Source organism: Coprococcus sp. AM97-35 (assembly GCF_027697525.1).
Taxonomy (GTDB): Bacteria; Bacillota; Clostridia; order Lachnospirales; family Lachnospiraceae; genus Allocoprococcus; species Allocoprococcus comes.
Map to the genome: position 1 here is coordinate 115,676 of NZ_JAQESL010000004.1, position 23,456 is coordinate 139,131.

Genomic DNA, 23,456 nt, shown 5'->3' on the forward strand with positions numbered 1-23,456 from the left:
TACTGGTTTAAGTAAAGGAGGTTTGGGATATGAGTTCAATTATTTTAGAAGCAAAGTCTTTAACCAAAGAATATAAACAAACATTAGCATTAGACCACATAAATTTACAAATAAAAAAAGGAAAAATTTATGGATTTATTGGTCAAAACGGAGCAGGTAAGACTACTTTTTTAAGATTAGTCACAGGGCTTGCGTTTCCAACAAGTGGTACACTTTCTTTATGGGGAAATTCTGGAACAGAAGAATTGCAGAAACAGCGTAAACGAATTGGAAGTATGATTGAAACGCCTGCTCTATTCCCGTCAATGACTGCCTATCAAAATATGGAAGTACAGCGTATTCAACGAGGCATACCAGATAAATCAGTTATTAAAAGGACATTAGATATGGTTGGATTGCAAGATACAGGTAAAAAGAGTGTCCGCAATTTTTCATTAGGTATGCGTCAACGATTGGGGATAGCGATTGCACTTTTAAATACACCAGAACTATTGATTTTAGACGAGCCTATCAATGGTCTTGACCCTGCTGGAATTGTAGAAATCAGAAATTTATTAAAAATTTTGAATAAAGAATATGGTATGACCATTTTGGTTTCAAGCCATATCTTAGAAGAATTGTATCAAACAGCATCAGAATTTATTCTGATTGACCATGGAAAAATTGTAGAAGAGATTTCTGATTATGAATTAAATGAACGGTGTAAACGACATATAGCAATTAAAACAACAGATGTTCAGAAAACGGTTCTGGTTTTGGAAGAGAATCTTCATACAGATAACTTTAAACTAATGCCAGATGGCATAATTCGTTTGTATGATTATTTGAATGATTTAGAGACAGTTGCGTCTGCTTTGGCAGAATCGCACATTCTTGTAACAGGACTTTCTGTATCTGGCGATACTTTGGAGGACTATTTTTTGAGCAAAATAGGAGGAACAAAAGATGTCAAATCTCCTAAAAACTGAGTTATATAAGTTGTTTCACAGTTGGTATTTTTGGGGAATTGGAATATTCAATCTCCTTTTAAGTAGCATATTGCTGTTAGATAGTAAAGAACGCTCTTCAAACTTAATTATGGCATCATTATACAATATTCCGTTACTCTATTTTTTGAGTATAGTGTTTATAGCATTGTTCATTGGAAGTGATTTTAGTGGAAGAACTTTAAATACTTATATTACTGCCGGACATAAAAGAAGTTCTATATTTAGAGTAAAGTTAATTGTATCTCAAATAGGTTGTATTATCATTCTGGTATTTCCATTATTTGTACATGGAATTATTAGTCAATTTTATATTGGAGAAAAACTTTTTTGGAATGATAGCACATATACTATGGTTTTACTAACTCTGTTTGCCATGATAACACTGTGTGCATTACCGATGTTTTTTGCTTTTATTTTTCGTGATATGGGGAAAACACTGACAGTTTCAATGGTTTTATTTTTTGTTATGATTTTTTTGCTGAACAGTGAATCTGCACAAATAATCAGCAGAATAATACCAATGGGACAACTTAGGTTAATTTCATTGCAAAAAGTCTATTCGACAAACTTTTGCTTGTTTGTAGATTTTTTATGGAATTTTATTTTATATTTCATTGCAGGTAGTGCTTTTTTACATACAGACTTGAAATAACCGGAGGTGTTTTTTATGGATAAATTATTAAAACTGGAAAAATATCAGTTGTTACATAATTCTATTTACTGGTGTGGTATGATTGGAATATTTATTTTAGGATTTTTTACAGCAGATACTTATGTTACAGAGGTCATGGGACCGACAGAAGAAATTGCTTCTTCTCTTGCTGATATTTTTAATGGAATGGTGTATGATTCTACGTTTCTTCTTATCATCATATCGGCTATACTTGCATTGATTTTAGGACAGGAATTTTCTAAGAGAACAATAAACTTAGAGGTCAGTGCTGGACATTCCAGAAAACAAATTTTTACAAGTAAAATAATATCGTATTTAATTGCTTTTAATCTTATGGCTCTTGTCTATCCAGTTTCAGGGTGCATAAGGGAATTTGGACGCTTTGGTGTTGCAGACGTGGGAATGTTTTTTTACAATATTATAAAAGCAATCATTTATTCTTGTCTGCTTAATAGTGCGATATTTCTAATTGCAATACTTATTTGTTGCTATTTACAGGATGCTGTAAAAGCAACCTCGGTTACAGCAATTATTATTTTTGGTCTTAGCTTATATCTTGGCTATGGAATGATGTTGAGATTACCAGTCGGTTTTTTACCTACTTATCAAATCAGAATCGTTGTCAGCATGAAAACCTTTTTTCAACCGATAGCTATTTTAGTAGGATGTATATGGTCTGGTATATTGGTATTGCTTTCGTGGATAAAATTTTGTAAATGTGATTTTAAATAGGTGGAGAAAATGTCTAACATAGAATGGATTTTAATTATCATAACAATATTTTTAGTAATGCTGCTATTTCGATATATTCAATTAAAAAAACAAATCCGTAATCTTGCGGATCAAGTTAATGAATTGAATTCTGGAAATTCACAGCAGATGTTAGACATTTCGTTGATTGATAAAGATTTAGAAAGACTGGCTGGTATATTGAATCAATATAATATCAGACAACGACAGGCTGTTGCAGGCGTATTACGCAATGAAGAGTATTTAAAAGAATCTGTTGCTAATATATCACATGATTTGCGTACACCTCTTACAGTCATTCTTGGTCATTTACAATTATTGCAAAAAGAAAATTGGGAATCCAGTCAAGCACAGCGTGTAAAAGTGATTTTTAGCAAAGCCGAAAAAATGAAAGAATTGGTAGAAACATTCTATGACCTTTCTATTTTGGAGGAACAGCAGACAGTTCCAGAAAAAGAAAAGTTTAATATATCTAATATGTTAATAAATTTAATTACGGAAAATGCCGTTGCATTAGAAAAGGAGAATATTTTACCCGAAATAAATCTCCCAGATTATTCAATATACGTATATTCTGATAAAAATATGGTAGAACGAATTTTACAAAATCTGTTGACAAATGCAATTAAGTATTCTGTTGGAACGATAAAAATAACACTTATGGAGAAAGAAAATAATAATATTATATTTACCATTGAAAATCCAATGAGTGACAGTTCAGAAATTGATTGCAATCGACTTTTTGACCGTTTTTATACAGGTGATAAATCAAGACATAATGGAAGTACAGGATTGGGACTTGCGGTAGTAAAAACACTTGTTGCCATTCTTGGCGGAAATATTGTTGCAAAAGTACATGCCAATAGCCTTATTATTACTCTTGAATTATAAAGTATTGAAGATATATTCGTATGATAATTCATTGAAGAGTGGACATCAAAATGTAAAGTCAATAGTTTGTAAAGTTCAGTTACAAACTATTGGCTTTTTTCATTACTGTGTAACAAGTAAATTTACGATAAAGAAATAAGGATAGTCGGCTCTTATTTGTTGCCTGCGGAGCAGATCAACAAATAAATGTTGAAGAATCTGTATAGGAAAACAGAGAAAACAAGAAGCAAATCACTTCTTATTCTCTCTGCTGTTCAAGATACCGTCAATCGTACCTTGAATGATTTTTAATTCATTATCACTCAATAAATCAAGTGACGAATCTATCTGACGGCGGGCTGTGTTTTTCTCAACATTCTTCGCTGGATAGAAATACTCGTCAACAGATATATTGAACATTGTAACTAAATCATGGAATAACTGAAAGCTAAGGTGTTTTTCGATATTTTCAATATCTGCGATATGACGTTCTCCGTAAAAGACTTTATCGCCTAAATCATTTCTGGAAAGCCCTGCTTTCTCTCTGGCTTCTCTGATTGCCAGTCCTAAAGGACGAAAATCAAAGCTGTGTGTATCTTTCTTTTTTCTCATTTTTAATCACCTAGCATGAGTTTATACTTCATGTTGTGCGATTAGAATGTATTAAAAACTCATATTATATGCACTATAAATTCAAATAAAGTATTACCTAGTTCGGTAAATAAAAAAAACCGTTCTGTGGGTAATCTCTTTTATAATGTCCAAAAATATAGGGACGGTTTTGGTATAACCAGAGCTGTCCTTTTTCTATTTTCACAGGATTGCTCTGGTCAAGGAGCAATTTGTGATTCTAAGTAAAACAGGCAGTCTATACCAACAACCGAATTTATTCCATTTTTTTCTTAGTACATCATCAGTCCTTGAACATGAATTAAAAACTCATATATCAGATGTTTTAAAAACAGTCTATTTGTTATTGATGCAAATAGGCTGTTTTCATATTTACAAAAATTTTTTTCAATCCTGCAACAAATCACACCTTGCCGTACAGATATGGTGCGGAAAGAGGGATACATACTTTTCACTTCATCGCGGAAGGGGGGTGTGATTTTGAAACCATCAGACTTCCAAAAGACAATACAATGTCAGTTTGACTGTAAGCTCAAAAAGGTTGTGAAAGGCATTGTCCGTAACTACCGCAAGGAATTAGCCAGACGACAGGCAAAGGAAGTATCCTTTTGTGAGCTTCCAGAGATTGTTGTTGAGAAATTGATTGTATGGGACGATTACGAAAGTGAATATACAACGTTCGATGTGTGCGGTACAGAAATCCGTGTACTTGATGAAGAACTTGCAGAAGCACTGAAACAGTTGCCGGAGCAAAGCCGGAACATTGTATTGATGTTTTTCTTCTTGGATATGAGCGATTCGGAGATAGGCGAAAAGCTGAATATCAACCGAAGCACATCATATAGGCACAGAAGAAATTCACTTGAAGAAATCAGAAAGCAGTTAAAGGAGAAGAAAACAAATGAAGAATAAGCAACACACACTTCCATCATTTTTTCTCATATCATCAGCCGTGGACGGTAACGAAAACGCCATAGAAAAGCTGTTGCTGTTCTATGAAGCCTATATATCAAAATGCTGTTTACGCTCGTTTTACGATGAATACGGCAACGTATACATTGTGGTTGATATGGAATTAAAGGGACGTATCAGAGAAGCCCTTTTGAAAATGATATGTGAATTTGAAATAGACGAACATTAAGTAATATTTGAGCGGAGCATGATTTAATAAACTCCCCTCTTTCCTGTTCCGCTTTTTTTTATCATTCTGTATCAGTCCATTTGTAAAAATGAATTGATACAGGCTGACAAGAGCCTAACAGTTCTTTGACAAGTGAATAAAGCAGTCAGATACGTTTGTGCTTGCAGTGAGCCATCAGAGGTTGTACGCCGTGACTTTTCCAATCGGGAGATAGCGATTCATGCAATGATCTGGGAGCGACCGTTGGAAAAGTCGTTCTGCCATGACCTGCAACACAGGATAATGATACACCCGTATGACACGGTTCAGCCCACAGGAATGGGAATGGTTGAGATACCAGCGGAGCTTGCCGAAGCCGTCTGATTGCTTGTAAAACTATCTAACAACGATTTTGCAAGAAAAAATCATCTTAATAGAGCTTTTTTGCTCATCATTTGATATACTGATAGACAAGATATTGAGATTTCCTTATCTGGTCTATGGAAAGGAGGATTATGATTACCGTAACAAAAAAAGACCTCATAGCACTAGGTTATGGAACTTCTTTCTCGGCAGACATCATAAGAAAAGCAAAAAAACTTATGATTGAAAAAGGGCATACTTATTACCAATCCCGTAAATTGGACAGAGTACCCAAAGAAGCCGTGGAAGAATTATTAGGGATTACATTATCAGACACAAACGATTGATTGTACTTCTTGCATATCATGTAAGGAGTGAAATCATGGCAAAAGACCCTATTAAGAAAGCAGATAACGGAACTTATTATTTCAGAGCTAATTTAGGCTACAATCCCATTACCGGAAAACAGATACAGAAATACCGAAGTGGATTCAGAACGAAAAAAGAAGCAAAGGAAGAATATTCAAAACTGGTGTTAGCTTCTACCGAAGAATTAACAACAAAAAAAGATGGCGTTTCTTTTCAGCAATTTATAGAGGAAACCTACCTGCCATGGTATAAAACACAGGTAAAAGAAAGCACTTATCTTAATCGTGCTACTACCATCAAGAAACATTTTTCCTATTTCTACAAAATGGAAACAGACGAAATCGAACCTATCCATGTTCAAAACTGGCAGTTGAAACTTGCAAAAGATTTTAGCCCTAATTACATTCGTATCGTACAGGGAATGCTTTCTATCGCATTTGACAGAGCTATTGTTCTTGGAATTGCGAAGAAAAATCCTTCTCGTATGATAGGCAATATCAAAAGCAAGAAAACCAAAGTTGATTTCTGGACATTAGAAGAATTTCAAAAGGTTATTTCCTTACTCTGTAAGAAAGACTATTATGAACATTATCTGTTTATATCGTTCTGGTTATTATTTATGACTGGTATGCGAATTGGCGAAGCGTCAGCATTACATTGGTCAGACATAGATTTTGAAACAGGCTTGCTTAGCATTACCAAAACATTATATTACCGAACAATGACGGACTATAAATTCGTTGAGCCGAAAACACAGGCAAGTATCCGTACTATTTATATTGATTCAGATACACTCAATGAGCTAAAGGCTTGGCAAAGTGTTCAGCAACAGGTTCTTCCCGATTGTCCACTTGTACTAAGTTATAACGGAACTCCAACCAGTAAAACAACGCTTCCCAGAGCTTTGGAAAAGTTGTCAAATTTAGCAGGTGTTCATCGTATTAAAATTCATGCCTTGCGACATTCACACGCTTCATTGCTTATCAGCATGGGCGAAAATCCTTTACTTATCAAGGAACGTTTAGGACATGAAAAACTACAGCCAACACTCGGCCCTTATGGTCATCTGTATCCAAATACGAATCTTGAAGTTGCTAAAAAGCTGACTGGAATATTACAAGTACAATCTGCTACTGAAAGCATTGCTAATTATACCAGCAATCAACATACAGCAATCTATCACAGAGCAGTTGAAGAAAAATAATGCAATGAAAATGCAATCCTATAAAGGAAAAGCTGTAAAACCCTTGTAAACAAAGGCTTTACAGCTCAGCTTCAACTATTCAAACTCCAGACAGACAGTACGGAGTATTAACGCATATAGACGATTTTAAAGGCTTTTTAACCAGTTAAGAGCAACATAGCCACATAATCTAAATTTTAAAAATGCAATAAAAATGCAATGAGTGACACGACTACTTGCTATACTTCCATCGGCTTCTTCTTGATACCAACACTATGAAAAGTCCGATTACAATTAAATATACTTTGAAAGGAAGATCACCATGAATTACAAATTAGAACTCAAACAAATCGTGGAATTTCCACGCTGTCGCATTTACCGTGACTTCATACAAACTTTAATCACTACCAAGAGCATCCGAACTACCGGGGGCTCTTTTCTTTTTTATTATCTGGTATTATGCTCCTATGCAAATTACCGCACATCCTACCGCCGGATGGAACACATTACCTATACCATTGGTCCAGGAGAGTGGATCTGCACAGTCACAGATCTTCAGGAATGGTTTCGCTGCCGTTTCCAACATCAAGCGTTGTCCATCCTTCGATTTTTTGAAGAGCAGAATTACATTACCTACTCTCTTCTCGGCAAAAACCGCCTGGTCAAATTCAAAATATCAGACTGGCCCAAAGACAATACCGTATTGGAATACAACTATCCCTGTAAAAAAGATACAGGGTTTTTCTTTTTCCCGATTGCCAAAGTTCACGAACTAATTGGCATTGGAAAATGCTCGGAAATGGATGTTATTCTGGATCTGTGGATTCATGCAGTTTACAACGATTCCTCTGTCCTGGGATCTGATTCCGGTCCCATTGTCTATTACCGGGATAATACCGGAAATCCCCTTACCAGCTTTAATGAACTGGGTGAAAGGTGGAGTCTGTCAAAGGCATCGGTATCACGACTCTTGAAGAAACTGGAGGAAAAAGAATACATTACACTTATCTCATTTACAGGAAAACACGGAAGCGTAATTTATCTCAACAATTACCTGTCCGTGATGTTTAATATCAGCGACGTTATGATTGACAAGGAGGAGATCGCTATGAAGATGCAATTACCAATCCATGTACCTGAAGAAATCACTATTGAGGATTCTGCTTCTGTTAGCGTTTCAGAAACTGTCACAGACTCACAAATCACCGTTACAAAAAATGATTCCTGCGTTCCAGATTCACACATGAAATTTATCGTGCAAAAAGTCGCAGAACTATTGGATTCACAAGGGATTCCATGTTGCCACTGCTCCAAAACCCGCTATATATTATCTCCATTATCAGCCTGCAAAGATATATTTAATACATTTACTCTAAATATTATCTGTCCCTACGGAAATGCCGCTTATCGGTTTGAGTTGTCCGTAAGTCCAGGGGATGAGTCTGCCCAAAAGATGCCTGCCGTGGCAGAGCCTTCTGCACTGAAAGGGGGGGAATAGACATGGCAAACCGCAATACACAGGGATTTCCTTCACCCGAAGAAGATCCACGTTTTCACGACACCTATCAGTTTTTACGCAGATACCGGGATGCAACCTACAGCCTGAAGGTAGTCGTACACCAGATGGAGCACCAGTTTAAGCTCCAATACGACAATGACATCGACAAATTTCTGGACTCCATCTATGCTGCCGGGGCTGATCTTACCGGAAGCGACATCGAACAACGGGCAAAAAGTATTGCCAGAAGCAACCAGATGCTGAAGCTTTTGGAATCATCCATCGATCTCCTCCGGAACAATCACAAGCATGGGGAACAGTATTACTGGATTCTCTACTACGCTTTTCTCTCTCCACAGGAAATGAAAAATACAGATGAGATATTGGATAAGCTGGCTCACCACATCACCAATATTTCCTACCGCACCTATTACCGGAAACGCAGGGCTGCGATTGAAGCACTCAGTACCATCCTTTGGGGATTTACTGCAAAAGAGACATTGGATACGCTCAACAAGTTCTTTCCAGAGTAATACATATCGCCTATCTCCTCGGCTTTTCGTAATATCATAAAAATGTTATACTAAAAAATGCAAAATATATATTGACTCTCACGGAACGTCATAGCGTACAGTTATCTTATCAGGAACAGGAGGTCAGCAACTATGAGGACAGTCAAAGAAATATCAGAACTTACAGGTATCAGCGTTCGCACGCTTCACTATTACGATGAAATCGGGCTTTTAAAACCAACACAAAAAAGTGATGCGGGATACCGGCTTTATGACGATAGGGCATTGGAAATATTACAGCAGATTCTGTTTTTCCGTGAGTTTGACATTCCTTTGAAAGAAATCAAAGCTGTTCTGGAGAATCCTGCTCTTGAAAGGAACCAGATCTTGCAAATGCAGAGAAAAATGTTGGTAGCAAAGAAAGAATGTATGGAACATCTGATTGCCAGCATTGATGATATCCTGAAAGGAGAGAATAAAATGGATTTTGCGATTTTTAGTAAAACGGAAGTTGAAGAAATGTTCCAAACTATGTTTGAACATATGCCTGACAATATGAAAGAACTTGCTGTAAAAGAGTTTGGAAGCATTGAAGAATGGAAAAAGCATTATATTAAGACAGTTTCATCAGAAGAAATGCAGAAAGGCTATGCTAAAGTTGTTGAGTGGTATGGAGGAAAAGAGCAATTCCTGTCTGTTGCCAACAATCCTATTAGCAAAGAGGCTGCAGAAAGTTACAACCAACAATTTGACAATCTTTTATACAAATTAGCAGCTAAAAAAGTATGTTCACCAGATTCTTCTGAAGTAAGAGAACTTGTTTCCGAATACGGTTTTCTTATGAAACAACTTTCACAGATAAAGAAAGAACACGGTCTGATGGTTGCACAGGCTCAATATTACCGTAATGAAAAAATCAAACCTATGATAGATGAAAAATACGGCAATGGTACAGCCGAATTCTTCGCACAAGCTTTCGAAGCATTTTATAAAGACAAGTAATCATTAGAACTACACAAAAGCACAACAATACACCATGCAGGGAATCAAAATGGTTTCCTGCTTTTTTTATGCCAACCAGTGAAAATGGCACAGAAATGACCTGCTTCTGCGATTGAAGCGTAAAATTACCCATGCTACAATAGGTATTGCTTATAGTTTTCCTTATTTCCAGCACCCATAGATGGTGCTTTTTTTGTACCTGTAAATTCAATCGCTGACAGCAGGTTCTATGTACTTTGTACGTACACTATACTTACAATACCAAACGTATCCTGTACGTACAGCCATATGTATAAAGTTTCCTATTATATATAGAAGGGAGTCAATCATGAAAACAAGGAACGAAATCTATCAAGGAGAGGGAGCCAAGCTCTTACGGTTCATTACCACTTACCATACTCTGAGGTATGACCAGGTTTTACAACTTTTCTCCCGACATGAGCAGTCTATCAAGTCATTGATTACCAGCCTCATCAAACAAGGGCGCATCATTTACGATAAAGAGCATGACCTTCTTTGTGACAGCCAGCAGTCTGCTGAGAATCCTGACTATGCTATAATTACATGCTTCTGGGTACTGCTGGATTTTAAGAAAGGTGTTGTATACCACACCAGTGGCGAATTTCCAATCAAGCTCAATTTCTTTTCGCAAGATGAACAATACGAAATCATCTATATCGGTGAAGAACAGGAGGCTCTGATCAATCATGTGATGGAAAGTATCCCATCACATGGTTCCAAACGCCTGATTGTCTTAGAATCCGAAAGCCAGGCTGCCAAAATCACCATTGATGATGTAGCCGCTTACTGCCTTGTAAATGAATCCGGTGCTGTCAGTTACTACATGAGAAAGTAGGTTATTATGACGCAAAATACACCAACCATTTACCAGCGGCTTGAAAAACTGGAAGGGGAGCTGCAAAAACTGACGAATACCGTTTACGCTCTGAAGGTCACTGATATCCAGAATTATGATAAAAATTTTGAGGAACTGAGCGTCAGTGCTGCTCTTCGGGCGGAGCGGATTGCCTGCCAGATGCGTAACCTTGTCTGTCCGGCTCTCTCCCCAAATCAAGCAGCTTATCTTCCCAAAGTGGCAGATGCACAGGGAATGCGGATTGCAGAACAGCAGGGGATTCTCACCATTACGCTTCCCGGACTGCTTCCGAAACGAAGAGTCCACACAAACACTGCATTTCTCCATGAACCGCTTAATTATATGCTTCGGGAGTATGTAAAACAAAATGCCCTGCCCCTCTATCGTGACTGCGTGATATGTTTCAGTCAAATATATGACAGGGAACTTCCTCAAAGACGTATCCGGGATTATGACAATCTGGAGTTTAAACAGATTCTGGATACACTTTGTACTTATGTTCTGACAGATGACAGCGGCTTTTTCTGTGATTCCTACTACACGACACAGCTTGGCTTAAAGGACTGTACACTGGTATCGGTTATGGAAAAAGCTGACTTTCCGAAATGGCTGCAGAACCAGAAAAATCATCACGAAAGCATGTCGGAAAATCTCCTGACTTCTCAGGCAGAAATCCGACATCGGTAAGAACCACCGCAGGGAACTTTGTTTTCTTGCTTTTTTTATCTCCAAACCACCGGAGATTTACCCAAGTATAGGCTTGCATGGGTAAGAACTGAATTGAGGTGATGCTTATTTGATAAGACCTGACACTACGAAATACCGCTTACTGGAAATGATAGGGATGTGCGGGGAATTTCCCGCAGACCAGCTAAACAGACTCATCCCAAGTGCCTCCTATGCGGAAAAACTCATTACGGATTTGAAGGCGGAACACCTCATCCGTACCCACTACCGGGATGCTCTCAGAGGCTACCGTCTTACAAAAGCTGCGAAAGAGATGCTGTTATCTGTCTCGCCGCTACGCTTCCAGTGCTATCTGACCGGCAATACCGAGACGAACCTCATCCGAAGTGAAGTATCCCGACGTATCCGCTTACATCAGAAAGCCGAAACGTATCTGACACTCCTTCATGCCGGGATTCCCTTTTATCCGGATGTAAAACCTGACATCTTCTGTAATCACCGCGAAGCTGGTTCCATCGGTATGCGAAGCCTTCCTCTTTTTTACGCTTCCAGAGAAATTAAGGAATTGGGCCCGGAGACCACGAAGATTAGGAACTCCCGCAGCATGGGCATCCTGATGGCACCGCAATGTGTCTATGTCCTTTATAACACGGGAAACGGAGTCCTGAAATGGGAATATCGAACGGAAGTCCGCTTAAACGCCTTCCTGCAGCATTACCTGCAAGGCTACCCTTACAACGGACATCCACAGATCCGGGCAATCATGACCGGAACCGACATGGAAATGGCTTTCCGGCTGTTTACCAGTACCGGAGGCTACAAAAAGAGCCTGTTTATGCTGGACACCTCCTTCGAGCATTTCCATTACCTTCCCAATACTCCGGAAGGGGAAGTGCTTTTAAAACTGCTGGTTCACCCTGAGATCATGGAAAAGCTGGACAACCTCCTGCTGTCCGATCTGGGCTGCCGCAGCGATTCAATTCCACTGGAACATGATGCCACGGATGCTTCCGGGAACCCCATCCTTCTTGCTTATGATTTTGACATGCAGCGAATCAACCGGTTCAATACCGGCTTAAATGTATACGGCAGATCCGGGAACCTGATCTGTTTCGATTTTCAGATTCCGGTCCTGAAAAAATACTTAACTGCCACAATCCATTTCTCCAGTATTGACCTTTGCAAATTCAAAAGGGGGTTTTTACATGAACCGTAAATGGTGGAAGCTCATTTATATGCTTCCGATCACCTTCTGCACCCTCTATGCAGGAGGCTATGTTGCTCAATTTATCCGCAACTATCAGACCTGGGAATCTGCCGGCAATTTTGCCGGAAACGGAACTGCCCCGCAGATCCCCTCCCCGCACCCGCTCGCCTGTCTGGATGCCCTGACTGCTTTCCCGTACAATCTGTATGGGATTTTTCTATGTCTGGCAGCTTTTGGACTCCTGACCTTCCTTCTCATGCGTATGGGATTTGACCGAAACGGGGAAATAACAGACCGGGGCCGGAACCTGAATTATTCCACAAAGGGAACCTATGGGACTTCCGGTTTTATGACTTTGGAGGAAATGCATCAGGTACTGGAGCTTACGAATGATGTCAAGAAACACAAGGGAACCATTCTTGGAAAACTGAACGGAAAAGCCGTTTGTCTCCCGAAGGATACCCGCATGAACCGGAATATTGCCGTTTACGGTGCCAGCGGTTCCATGAAAAGCCGGGCCTTTGCACGCAACATGATCTTCCAGTGTGTTGCCCGCGGGGAAAGCCTCATCATCACCGATCCAAAATCGGAATTGTACGAAAGTACAGCCACTTACCTTGAGAATGCCGGATATATCGTGAAATCCTTTAATCTTGTAAACCCGGAAAACTCGGATAGTTGGAATTGTCTGGGTGAAATTGGCGGACAGGAAACCATGGCACAGGTATTTGCTGATGTCATCATCCAGAATACCGGTTCTGCCAAAGGCGATCACTTCTGGGACAATGCCGAGATGAACTTATTAAAAGCTCTGATTCTCTATGTGGATCAGGGATTCCCACCGGAGGCAAAGAATATCGGACAGGTATACAAACTCCTGACCATGAGTTCGGAAAAAGAACTGAACAGCCTCTTTGACCTGCTTCCGGTCTCCCATCCGGCAAAAGTCCCCTACTGCATCTATAAGCAGGCAAGTGACACGGTACGTTCCGGCGTCATCATCGGACTCGGTTCCAGACTTCAGGTATTCCAGAACAAGCTGATCCGCCAGATCACTTCCTATGATGAGATCAACCTGACGCTGCCGGGAAAAGAAAAATGTGCATACTTCTGCATCACTTCGGATCAAGACAGCACTTTTGATTTTCTTTCTTCCCTGTTTATGACCTTCGTATTTATCAAACTGGTCCGTTATGCAGACACCTATGGGGAAGATGGAAAACTGCCGGTTCCGGTACATATCCTGGCTGATGAGCTGGCGAATACGGGAGCAATCCTATCGCTCAACAAAAAGATTTCCGTGATCCGAAGTCGAAACCTCAGTATTTCCTGCATTTTCCAAAACCTGCCTCAGATGCAGAACCGGTATCCCTTAAACCAATGGCAGGAAATCATCGGGAACTGCGACACTCAGCTATTTTTAGGCTGTACGGATGAGGTAACTGCTACATTTATCTCTAACCGCTCCGGTGATGTGACCGTTGGTGTCAGCAGCGAAGCCAAACAATTAAATAGCTGGAGGGTATCCGATTATACACCGGAATACCGCCAGACCAGATCCATCGGGAAACGAAAGCTCTTAACTCCGGATGAGATCCTGCGGCTCCCGCTGGATACTGCACTGATTATCCTGCGTGGTCAGAAGGTACTGCAGGTAGAAAAATACGATTACACCCTGCACCCGGATGCCCAAAAACTCATTCCCCGGAAGGCTTCCGAACATATTCCGGAATGGAGAAAAGGAGCATGTAGTGAAGAATATACGTACACTCCAACTATTCCTGCTTCCCACCCGAAAAAAACCGCTTCTTATGGAAAGCAGAAAAAGAAAAAAGCTGAACCGCACTTTGACCAGCAAAGCGTTTATCAGGAACCTGGCTATCACGATTTCCCGGATGACTTCTCAGCAGATAACTATTCGGATCACACAGACATGGTTCCTTTAGATAAAGATTCTATCATGTCATAATTTGAAAGGAGACACTATGATGCCAAACGAAACAACCAACACACCTATTTTAACTCTGGATTCCGATGCGAAGCTGGAAACAGCCCAGTCCATTTCAGACCTTACCTGGCATGAGATCCAGAATGCCTACCGTACCCGCCGGATCTTAACCGGAATGCTTGGCGGTATCGAGAAAACAGAAAACGGCAGCCTCATTGCCGTGGTTTACTACAAGGATTTCCGTACTGTCATCCCAGTAACTGAGATGATGATCCATCTCATGCAGGATGAAGCACACGATTATGGGGAGCTTGCTCTGCGGCAGAACAAAATCCTCAACAATATGCTTGGATGTGAGATTGATTTTCTGATTAAGGGATTAGATCCGAAGACACGCAGCATTGTCGCCAGCCGGAAAGAAGCGATGCTGAAGAAACGCCAGATCTTCTATCTGGATAAAGATGCTTCCGGAATGCCGAAAGTTTATGAAGACCGTATCGTGCAGGCAAGAGTCATTGCTGTTGCGGAAAAGGTAGTCCGGGCAGAAATTTTCGGTGTGGAAACCTCCATTCTTGCCAGAGACCTGTCCTTCGACTGGATGGGTGATGCCAGAGAACGCTTCCAGGTAGGCGATCACATCCTGGTACGCATCCTGGATGTGCGGGCAGACTCACCGGAGCAGGTCATTGTCCACGCAGATGTCAAAAGTGTGGAAGGCAACACCAGCAAGGAAAACATGAAAAAATGTAAGATTCAGGGAAAATACGCCGGAACTGTGGAAGACATCCATAAAGGCACCGTCTTTGTCCGGCTCTCCATCGGTGTCAATGCCATTGCCCACTCCTGCTATGACAGCCGGACAGTCGGGAAAAAGGATCAGGTATCCTTTGTGGTGACGCATATTGATGAAGAGCGTAATGTTGCCCTCGGCATCATCACCCGCATCATCAAGCAGACCATATAAGGCTTCCACCTTATTTTTAAATAGCTTTTTTTCATATACAGCACCAATTAGTCCAGCAAATACTCACGATACAGCTACATAAGGTGACAGAATAAAGTATTTTTCAGACCATTACCTTATTGTACTGAAAACGGTAACGTGTTATACTGATTCGGTATTACTGAACCGGAAAGACGGATGCATTTCGATTTTGCCCTCTAGTATCCAAGGAGGGTGATGCCCATGAATACAATGGAAGTATTGACTTTACTATTGGTAATTTTTGCGGCTTTGACTTATATAGATCGACATAATAAGAAATAGCATCCACGACCCTAGGAAAGTTTTGGATGCTATGACTTATACATAGAATATAAAATTTAACTGAGGGCATCAGATTTTGCATCTGAATACCTTTCTTGAGTTCATTATACACTGGGGGATTTGAGAAATCAAGTCCCCCTTTTTATTATGACATTGATTAGTATCTGCATTAAACATCAGAAATTTATATTCTTACTCACTGAAACGAATTCTCTCTATCAATGAATCTTTCCTTACTGACTTTGCAATGAATATTGCCAATAACATCTGTATCACAAACAATGTTAAAATTATAATAATAGCTGCTGTTACCGGATAATGGTATGTGCTGATATCAAACATTCCTGTACGCTTTGCATATAAAAACAACGGATATCCTGCAAGACTTCCCACTCCGATACTGATAATAAGAGTGCCTACTGTATAGAATATACCTTCCAACTGGAGCATCTTCATCAACTGACGGTCCGACATTCCGATTGCCTGCATCATGCCAAGCTCCTTTTTTCGCACATGGACACTATTGATCATTGTGTTAATCAAGTTCATAATGCTGATTGCTGCCAGAATGATGATAAATGCATAACATGCACCTCTAGTCATCTGTATGGCATTTTCCCATGTATCGTACTCATTCTTCCAGGTACGCATCTGCAGTCTGCCTGATCCATCCACAATAGCCTGTAGAGATGCTTCCAGTGCCTCATCATAATCCTTATCTGCAATCACCTGAAAATAGCTGGAAGAATTATTTATGGTAAGTTTCTCTGCCCCTTCTTTTGCCATGATAAGACAGTTATAGTTTGTCAGACCTGTTCCATATTCACCAATTGCTGCCACTTCAATCTCTTTTTGAAAGGTATTATCTCCATCATGAATATTGAGTTTCAGCTTATCTCCCACTTTAATATCTGGATACCAGTGAAGTAGCGCGCGGTCCAGAATCACTTTATCCCCGGATTTCAATTCCTCGTATGTGACATTGCCTTCAGTGATTCCTTTTTTCAGCTCTTCTGCGTATTCTTCCGGCACTCCATTGATAAATTCGGTTCCAATTTTTTCTTCAAAAGGTCCTCCTGATACCTTCAACGCGGTAAACACATCTACCCGCTCAACACCGTCAAGCTCCTCTATCTGCTGCTTTAGTCCTTCATTTAATGGATTATTCTTTTGAACCTCCGCCCATTCATATTCAGGATGCTCTTTATTCCCGGATTCCACAATTGGAGAAATCTCATATTGCCCCACAATCGAACTCTTTGCACTTTCCATCGGATTTGCACAAGACAGCACCGTTGCTACCATCATGACAAATATTCCGGTAACGGCCATAGATACAATCGTGATAGTACTCTTCTTTTTATTCTCTGCAAGATTTCTCTTGGTCAGTCGTCCGATATTCAGAAATTGATATCCCTTCCTGCTGCTTTTCTGTCGCTTACTGCCTCCCTGGTAACGCATAGCTTCTATTTCTGATACCTTCGCCGCCATACGCATAGGCTTCATCAGTGACAGATACACTGTACACAGAGTCACTGCAATTGCCAACAGATAAATCCACCAATAATAAAGTTGGACTTCTCCTTTAGCTACAACCTTGTATGCCTCTGTTATAAGTACGTTTGAATCCTTTGCATGTTCTACAAACTGGAGAAGTACAACTTTCACAGCAACTGTTCCGATCAAAAGTCCTATCGGAATGGCAAACAACGCCACTCCCATTCCCTCTCTTAGTACGATTTGTCTAAGCTGCCGTTTCGTAGCCCCGATTGCCTTTAACTTTCCAAATTCCCGAACCCTCTGGTTCATAGATACATAATAAACACTATAAATTGTGATAATGCCCGCCAATACAACAATAAGCATGATTCCTACAATCACCGGAATTGTAGCCGGATCCACATAATTTGCTGCAAGATACTCTTTATTAATATTCATGTCATCCTCGGAAATCCCGAACTGTCTGGCAATATTCTGTATCGTCTCTGTATAATCTGCAGTCGTATTTCCTTTCTGTCCATTCACCTGAAGTAAAAACCGATATTTCACCTGTTCTACCGGTATCTCCGCTTTCAGAAAGGCCTCTGAAACCAATGATGTATATTGTTTTTGTTCTTTGCTGCTCTCATTATCTGCTAAAAAACCACAGATTCGAAAGTCTTTCTCCTTCGTATAATCCAGTCCGTCATCTTTCAGAATCTGATAAGGTACTGTGATAGTGTCACCGATTTTCCCATTCTGTCCTAATGCTTCCAGTATTCCTTTTGAAACCACAATATCATTTTCTTTCTGCGGAAGTTGCCCCTCTTTCAGCTTCACTTTATAAAGTTCCATCCCTGTTCTGTCCATATACATCATGGAAACCGTCGCATCTTCCAGATTCATGTACCCCGCATCGCTGCGGAGTCCGTAAGTTTTCACATCATGATGTGCCGCCAGTTTCATAACTGTACTCTCGTCCACGTTCCGATAAAGGGCATGCCATGTTGGATAAATCTTATTGATTACCGCAAAGTTCACTTCCACCATATCTTTTCCGATTGATGGGATTACGAACAGCAGTAATGTTGTCAGGATAATGGCAATTCCAATCAGTATGTTTTTGCTCTTATAATGCCGCATATTGCAATATGCAACTCTGGTCGTCATCTTCATTATCTTCTCACCGCCTTGCCATCTTCAATGATAATCATTTCATCCGCCATCTGGGCAATCGTTTCATCATGGGTAATCATGATAAGCGTCTGCCCGAAATCCGACACGCAGCTTTTCAATAGGCTCATAACCTCTAGCTCAGTCTGGGAATCAAGGTTTCCAGTCGGCTCATCCGCCAAAATTATCGCCGGTCTTGTCACCAATGCCCTGGCTATCGCAGTTCTCTGTTTCTGTCCACCAGACAAAGCAGACGGCATCGCATCTTTCTTATCCTGCAGTCCGATTTTTTTGAGAATATCTTCCACTTCCCGCGGCTTTACCTTGCGATTATCAAGTCCCAGCGGAAGAACGATATTCTCCCACACATTCAGCGATGGAATCAGATTAAAATCCTGAAAGATAAATCCTATCTTCTTTCTTCGAAACTGTGCCAGTTTATCATCTTTTCGAGAATAGATATCGGTTCCATCAATCCATACTTTGCCGGAATCCGGTCTGTCAAGCCCTCCAATCAGATGCAGAAGTGTAGATTTTCCGGAGCCGGAACGTCCTACGATAGCTGTAAACTTGCCTCTCTCTATCTGTAAACTTGTATGATCCACGGCTCTCACCTGATTCTCGCCTTCTCCATAATACTTTACTAGATCTTCTACTTTTAAAATACTACTCATATCTTCAAGTCCCCTTTCCATTTCATACCCCTACTATAACATTCCTGCATTACAAAACCCTTACAACAACCATAACAGTTTTGTAAGGGTTCCGACTATTCTCCTATTATGAGCGGCAGTGTCACTTTAAATATCATACCTTTCTCAGCCTTTCTTTTGGCTGCTATTGTCCCCCCCTGTTCTTCTATGATCTTTCTGGCAAGATACAGACCGACACCCGCTCCGTCTTTTACCTGTTCCTTTGCTTTCCTTCCCCGGTAAAATCTCTGATAGATCTTATGCAGTTCCTCCGCAGGAATGCCCATTCCTTCATCTTCTACTTCAATAAGCACATTGCTTGCTAGCTCCTGCGTCCTCACTGTAATCGTTGTATGTTCCGGTGAATATTTGACTGCATTCTCAAGGATATTCGTTAATGCTTCTACCGTCCATTTTGAATCATGGTTCACAACTATATCATCATCCATCTCCACCTGAATGGAAATATCTTTTCCTCTTGCCTTCATATAAATCTGACTGACAGCCTCTGTTAGCGTTTTCTTCAGGCTTTCATGAAGCGAATGTATCTGGATCATATGTGTTTCCAGCCTTGAAAGATTTACCAGTTCATTCAAGAGCTGTTCCAGTTTGGTAAGTTCCTGTGATTCCTGCTCCAGAAACTCCCTCTGTTCTTCTCCTGTAACCCGATTTTCTGCCACCAGCTCATGACTCATCCGGAGTGATGCAAGCGGAGTCTTCAACTGATGGGAAATATCTGTAATCAGACTCTTCGTACCATTTTCTTCCTGCTCCAGACGTTCCTTCAAATCTTCGAAATATTGCCCCAGCTCCTTTACAGATTCCCACACCTTTAACCATTGTTCCGATTCTGATGTTTCTTCAGGATATGTTTGGAATTTTCCTTTTCTGAATTCCTGCAGACATTCATATAATTGCTGTAATTGTTCCTCATCACCGTATCTGCTCCAGTTTTTTCTTCGGTCCAGGTACAAGAACAGGCTACATACTATGACTCCCACTAGTAATCCAATTCCCCAGATAATCCTTATAACCACATCTGAAGATCCACTCCCTGAGTGATAACCATAAGTTTCTTCCAGCATCTGTACGACTCTTTCTATCTTCTGATCGTCCCGGTCTCTTATAAAATCTACTGTTCCTGACTTTTCCCAGATTGCAACTATTTCCCCTTCCAGTTCAGGATGTTCTGCAAGGAGCAGTGCTATCTGCGTTGCTTTCGCATTTTCCTCATACTTTGTTATCAGATACATTCCTACTGTAAAAAATACTGCAAAGATTACATATACGATAAAATACCGTTTTAATTTTTGTTTACCTTTCCGGTCCATATATATCCCAGTCCTCTCACATTCGCTATCTCTTCTGTTCCAAGTTTATTCTTCAGTCTGCTTATATTGACAGTAACCGTATTATCATCGACAAATTGACCGTCTATATCCCATACATGCTCCAGGATACTTTCTTTTGAAACAATCTGTCCTGCATTCTCCCAGAGATACAGCAACAGAGAGAATTCTTTCTTACTTAAAGTAACTGGTTCATCCCCTTTATACACCTGCATCGTTTTCATATGCACCGTAATCTCTCCGGAAGACATAATCTGTGCCTGTACCTTAGAAAGCCGTCTCATCAATGCGTTCACCTTCGACACCAAAGCCATCAGTGAAAATGGTTTGGTAATATAATCATCTGCCCCTGTATCATAACCATTTACAATATCTATTTCCTGATCCAAAGCCGTAAGATAGATAAGATATGTATCTCCACCTGCACGTACCATCCTTCCAAAATCCAGTCCTGTACCATCCGGCAATGTAATATCGCTGATAACAAGAGCATAATCTCCTTTTTGAAATGCTTCTTTTGCTTCCTTTATTGTATAAACCTGACGAACCTCATACCCTTCCCGTGAAAGTAACAGGGCAATTCCCCGATTTAGATTCAAGTCATCCTCCAGTAATAATATTTTCTGCATCAAATACTCCACCTCTATTTGTAATAACCTGTTCTTTTATCATATCAGTCCTATCTTTTGTCTACAATAAAAATAAAATTAACATACATACTTTTCCTTCATATGTTCAAGGATTTCACCGGATACTGCTTCAGAAATCGATCAATCCATTTCTGATTGCTTCTCTGTAACATCCGAAGTCTGGATAAAAGCTGTAGACAACTGCAGCTCTATGTTACTAAAGTCCTATCCATCAATACAGGAGTTATAGAATGCCGTGAAGATACCGTCAAATTCCATTTCAATAATATGTAGGCTGTCCATTGTGTGCTCCAGATAAGTCAGTGTTCCTCTATCCAAATCTATACTCGGCTTTCCTAGTGAGTTTGCTATTACATCTGGATTTGTAATTCCAAACATCTCCTTTATATCCGGCATAAGATAATCCACGATATCCGGCAGCCTTTTCTCATACGCCTGTGCCAGTTCAACTGCATGCTTCTCATAATCGGAATGTATACTGTCACAGACAAATTCAATCCCGTTTATTTCCATCTTATAGTAATCATTATTCTCATCATAGACAAACGCTGTACCCTTACTTTTTTTATTTTTTTCCAAAATCCCCATGATATATCTACACTTTCCCGGTTCTTCCGCCATACACAGTCTAAAAAACTGTAACTTAATGCTTACGTTTGTAAAAAATAACTCCTGCCAAAATCAATAAAATAATTCCAACTACAATCATAAAAATAAAATTATCAACATTTAACTTCCCTGCTATGAAAATAGAAGTCGGGCCATCCGCACCACCAATAACAGAAACGGCTGTGTTTTCTTTCTGCTTCAGTACAATGCCAATGACTGCCAATACAATTCCTAAAATTCCGGCTATGATTCCCAATCGCTTTTTCATTGCTACCACCTCAAATCATTTTTATCTGCTCAATCAAATGTAAATTGTTATGCAAGTATTTCTATGCAAATGAAGCATAGATAACCCATATTTCTGCAAACATTACCAATAAAAGTACACCATCTATCATCCAATTAAACTGAATGTCCGTTAAGAAAGTTTTTGAATGTGTCAGGCAATATTTTACTTTTTCTCGTCCAGTCAAAAAAGTGATAAGCACTTGTAATATAGGAAATAAAAATATTTGTATTTTTCTTCCATAATCATCCGCAATCCCATTTGCAAAATGTACTGGAATAATACTCGGTAAGAAAAATATACTTACAAGAGCAAGCAAAAATCCTATTATACAAATTATCCATGTGAATTTTCTAGTATTGATAAATTTCATAACAATCCTTCTTTCTGCTAAATTCAAGTTTTTCCAATACATAACACGTACTTACATTATACTCCTCACCAATGCAAACCTCAATTTATTCTCCATCCTTTTTCCCGTTATTAAGCTTCGGGCAGTAAAATGCCTTTACTTCCACCCCATCTTCCTCCGACTCAATTTCCACATAATAATCCCGGATAAAGTATCCCGCATTATGCTCCTGAATGGCGTACAGCTCCAATGTCTGAAAATCCACCAGTACCAGATCACGGGGCTTGGGTTTTTGCGTTTCCTCACAGAATACCTCCATGCTTTCCACCAGCTTATCCAGGCATTCCTGACACAGATGGTTCTGTACTTTTTTCACATCGAAGATACTATCTTCCCCGTAATCCACCGATACTTCGGAAATCCCGTAATCCGACATCTGCTCCGTATGGAAAAAGCAGCCGCCTTCTCCTGTCCCGGTATAACCCATATGCCCGTTTCCCTGCGGGCCGGTAAGATTCCCGTCCTCATCATGATTCCGGATATGCATATCCATCACATACCAGTGATTGGTACAGATCACTCCCAGATCGTCAAACTTCCGGAAATAATCCATCATACTCCGTTCATCGCTTCCACACAGCCAGCACTGTTTTGGATCTTTCAGCTTGCTTTCTACTGATTCAGGCACCTTTCTTTCTACCGGGTGATATTCCTGCTCCTGTGTTTTTTCAAGATAACCTGTCAGATCCAGCCGGCTGATTCCAAGTCCGATCAGAATTCCTGACGCACATGCCAATAATCCCACATATCCCTTTTTCATATTATAGTCATCCTTTAAGAATTAGTTTTATAATGCTTTTAGGATTACTATATCAAATCTTGCAATCACTTTCATCATAAATCGCATATTTTTATGTGTTT

At 39.9% G+C, this 23,456-nt stretch carries 25 protein-coding genes; 16 read left to right on the forward strand and 9 right to left on the reverse strand.

Features of this window, described 5'->3' with window-relative positions:
* The first annotated feature begins 29 nt into the window (after positions 1 to 29).
* From PG840_RS05465 to PG840_RS05480, 4 genes are read left to right on the forward strand one after another with little or no spacing between them, the layout of a single operon-like run.
* Complete coding sequence (locus PG840_RS05465) at positions 30 to 968, forward strand: ABC transporter ATP-binding protein (RefSeq protein ID WP_118218374.1); 939 nt, start codon at positions 30 to 32, stop codon at positions 966 to 968.
* A complete protein-coding gene (locus tag PG840_RS05470) occupies positions 946 to 1,641 on the forward strand; it encodes an ABC transporter permease (RefSeq protein WP_055165788.1) in 696 nt (231 codons plus the stop codon). The genes PG840_RS05465 and PG840_RS05470 overlap by 23 nt, the downstream gene beginning before the upstream one ends.
* A gap of 15 nt (positions 1,642 to 1,656) precedes the next feature.
* A complete protein-coding gene (locus PG840_RS05475) occupies positions 1,657 to 2,394 on the forward strand; it encodes an ABC transporter permease (RefSeq protein WP_173824819.1) in 738 nt (245 codons plus the stop codon).
* 9 nt (positions 2,395 to 2,403) lie between these two features.
* Positions 2,404 to 3,303 carry a sensor histidine kinase gene (locus PG840_RS05480; RefSeq protein ID WP_117836369.1) on the forward strand — a complete coding sequence of 300 codons (900 nt, stop codon included), beginning with the start codon at positions 2,404 to 2,406 and terminating at the stop codon, positions 3,301 to 3,303.
* 231 nt (positions 3,304 to 3,534) lie between these two features.
* On the opposite strand, the gene PG840_RS05485 is transcribed toward PG840_RS05480, so the two are convergent.
* Positions 3,535 to 3,894, reverse strand: coding sequence for a helix-turn-helix transcriptional regulator (locus PG840_RS05485; protein WP_270613413.1), 360 nt, complete (start codon positions 3,892 to 3,894; stop codon positions 3,535 to 3,537).
* Between the two features lie 498 nt (positions 3,895 to 4,392).
* Here PG840_RS05485 and PG840_RS05490 point away from each other — a divergent pair, with 498 nt between their 5' ends.
* The 12 genes from PG840_RS05490 to PG840_RS05545 all read left to right on the forward strand — a co-directional run bounded on the left by PG840_RS05490 (position 4,393) and on the right by PG840_RS05545 (position 15,642).
* Positions 4,393 to 4,824, forward strand: coding sequence for an RNA polymerase sigma factor (locus PG840_RS05490; RefSeq protein WP_044925118.1), 432 nt, complete (start codon positions 4,393 to 4,395; stop codon positions 4,822 to 4,824).
* Positions 4,814 to 5,053 (forward strand): helix-turn-helix domain-containing protein, encoded by a 240-nt coding sequence (locus PG840_RS05495; protein ID WP_270613414.1) that lies wholly within the window; start codon positions 4,814 to 4,816, stop codon positions 5,051 to 5,053. The genes PG840_RS05490 and PG840_RS05495 overlap by 11 nt, the downstream gene beginning before the upstream one ends.
* A 494-nt stretch (positions 5,054 to 5,547) precedes the next feature.
* Complete coding sequence (locus tag PG840_RS05500; protein WP_009265203.1) at positions 5,548 to 5,742, forward strand: DUF3173 domain-containing protein; 195 nt, start codon at positions 5,548 to 5,550, stop codon at positions 5,740 to 5,742.
* A 35-nt stretch (positions 5,743 to 5,777) separates the two neighbouring features.
* The gene (locus PG840_RS05505; RefSeq protein WP_270613415.1) at positions 5,778 to 6,968 is read left to right on the forward strand and encodes a site-specific integrase; all 1,191 of its coding nucleotides are present in this window, start codon (positions 5,778 to 5,780) and stop codon (positions 6,966 to 6,968) included.
* 301 nt (positions 6,969 to 7,269) lie between these two features.
* Positions 7,270 to 8,445, forward strand: a complete 1,176-nt coding sequence (locus tag PG840_RS05510; protein ID WP_023921589.1) for a MarR family transcriptional regulator — start codon at positions 7,270 to 7,272, stop codon at positions 8,443 to 8,445.
* A gap of 2 nt (positions 8,446 to 8,447) precedes the next feature.
* Complete coding sequence (locus PG840_RS05515; protein WP_005333547.1) at positions 8,448 to 8,978, forward strand: hypothetical protein; 531 nt, start codon at positions 8,448 to 8,450, stop codon at positions 8,976 to 8,978.
* A gap of 132 nt (positions 8,979 to 9,110) precedes the next feature.
* The gene (locus tag PG840_RS05520) at positions 9,111 to 9,959 is read left to right on the forward strand and encodes a MerR family transcriptional regulator (protein ID WP_270613416.1); all 849 of its coding nucleotides are present in this window, start codon (positions 9,111 to 9,113) and stop codon (positions 9,957 to 9,959) included.
* Positions 9,960 to 10,287: 328 nt separating this feature from the next.
* The gene (locus tag PG840_RS05525) at positions 10,288 to 10,815 is read left to right on the forward strand and encodes a DUF5697 family protein (protein WP_005333543.1); all 528 of its coding nucleotides are present in this window, start codon (positions 10,288 to 10,290) and stop codon (positions 10,813 to 10,815) included.
* Between the two features lie 6 nt (positions 10,816 to 10,821).
* A complete protein-coding gene (locus PG840_RS05530; protein WP_117470885.1) occupies positions 10,822 to 11,523 on the forward strand; it encodes a DUF6100 family protein in 702 nt (233 codons plus the stop codon).
* 109 nt (positions 11,524 to 11,632) lie between these two features.
* Positions 11,633 to 12,739 (forward strand): hypothetical protein, encoded by a 1,107-nt coding sequence (locus PG840_RS05535; RefSeq protein ID WP_022415648.1) that lies wholly within the window; start codon positions 11,633 to 11,635, stop codon positions 12,737 to 12,739.
* The gene (locus tag PG840_RS05540) at positions 12,729 to 14,699 is read left to right on the forward strand and encodes a VirD4-like conjugal transfer protein, CD1115 family (protein WP_022415647.1); all 1,971 of its coding nucleotides are present in this window, start codon (positions 12,729 to 12,731) and stop codon (positions 14,697 to 14,699) included. Before PG840_RS05535 ends, PG840_RS05540 begins: the two co-directional genes overlap by 11 nt.
* Before the next feature lie 16 nt (positions 14,700 to 14,715).
* Positions 14,716 to 15,642 (forward strand): S1 RNA-binding domain-containing protein, encoded by a 927-nt coding sequence (locus PG840_RS05545; protein WP_005333538.1) that lies wholly within the window; start codon positions 14,716 to 14,718, stop codon positions 15,640 to 15,642.
* Positions 15,643 to 16,137: 495 nt separating this feature from the next.
* Here the strand turns inward: PG840_RS05545 and PG840_RS05550 are convergent, their stop codons facing one another.
* The 8 genes from PG840_RS05550 to PG840_RS05585 form a co-directional block, all read right to left on the reverse strand.
* Positions 16,138 to 18,594: an ABC transporter permease gene (locus PG840_RS05550; RefSeq protein ID WP_227338367.1), complete on the reverse strand. Its 2,457-nt coding sequence runs from the start codon at positions 18,592 to 18,594 to the stop codon at positions 16,138 to 16,140.
* 5 nt (positions 18,595 to 18,599) lie between these two features.
* A complete protein-coding gene (locus tag PG840_RS05555; RefSeq protein ID WP_172676439.1) occupies positions 18,600 to 19,271 on the reverse strand; it encodes an ABC transporter ATP-binding protein in 672 nt (223 codons plus the stop codon).
* 95 nt (positions 19,272 to 19,366) lie between these two features.
* On the reverse strand, positions 19,367 to 20,620 hold the full coding sequence (locus PG840_RS05560) for a sensor histidine kinase (RefSeq protein ID WP_005333534.1): 1,254 nt from the start codon (positions 20,618 to 20,620) through the stop codon (positions 19,367 to 19,369).
* Entirely contained in the window at positions 20,593 to 21,267 is a 675-nt protein-coding gene (locus PG840_RS05565) for a response regulator transcription factor (protein WP_005333533.1), read from the reverse strand. Before PG840_RS05565 ends, PG840_RS05560 begins: the two co-directional genes overlap by 28 nt.
* A 225-nt stretch (positions 21,268 to 21,492) precedes the next feature.
* A complete protein-coding gene (locus tag PG840_RS05570) occupies positions 21,493 to 21,876 on the reverse strand; it encodes a hypothetical protein (RefSeq protein ID WP_226850873.1) in 384 nt (127 codons plus the stop codon).
* Between the two features lie 55 nt (positions 21,877 to 21,931).
* The gene (locus PG840_RS05575; protein ID WP_117470884.1) at positions 21,932 to 22,165 is read right to left on the reverse strand and encodes an LPXTG cell wall anchor domain-containing protein; all 234 of its coding nucleotides are present in this window, start codon (positions 22,163 to 22,165) and stop codon (positions 21,932 to 21,934) included.
* Between the two features lie 61 nt (positions 22,166 to 22,226).
* Positions 22,227 to 22,556 carry a DUF1648 domain-containing protein gene (locus PG840_RS05580; protein ID WP_022415592.1) on the reverse strand — a complete coding sequence of 110 codons (330 nt, stop codon included), beginning with the start codon at positions 22,554 to 22,556 and terminating at the stop codon, positions 22,227 to 22,229.
* Between the two features lie 85 nt (positions 22,557 to 22,641).
* Complete coding sequence (locus PG840_RS05585; RefSeq protein WP_005333529.1) at positions 22,642 to 23,355, reverse strand: hypothetical protein; 714 nt, start codon at positions 23,353 to 23,355, stop codon at positions 22,642 to 22,644.
* Positions 23,356 to 23,456: the final 101 nt, after the last annotated feature.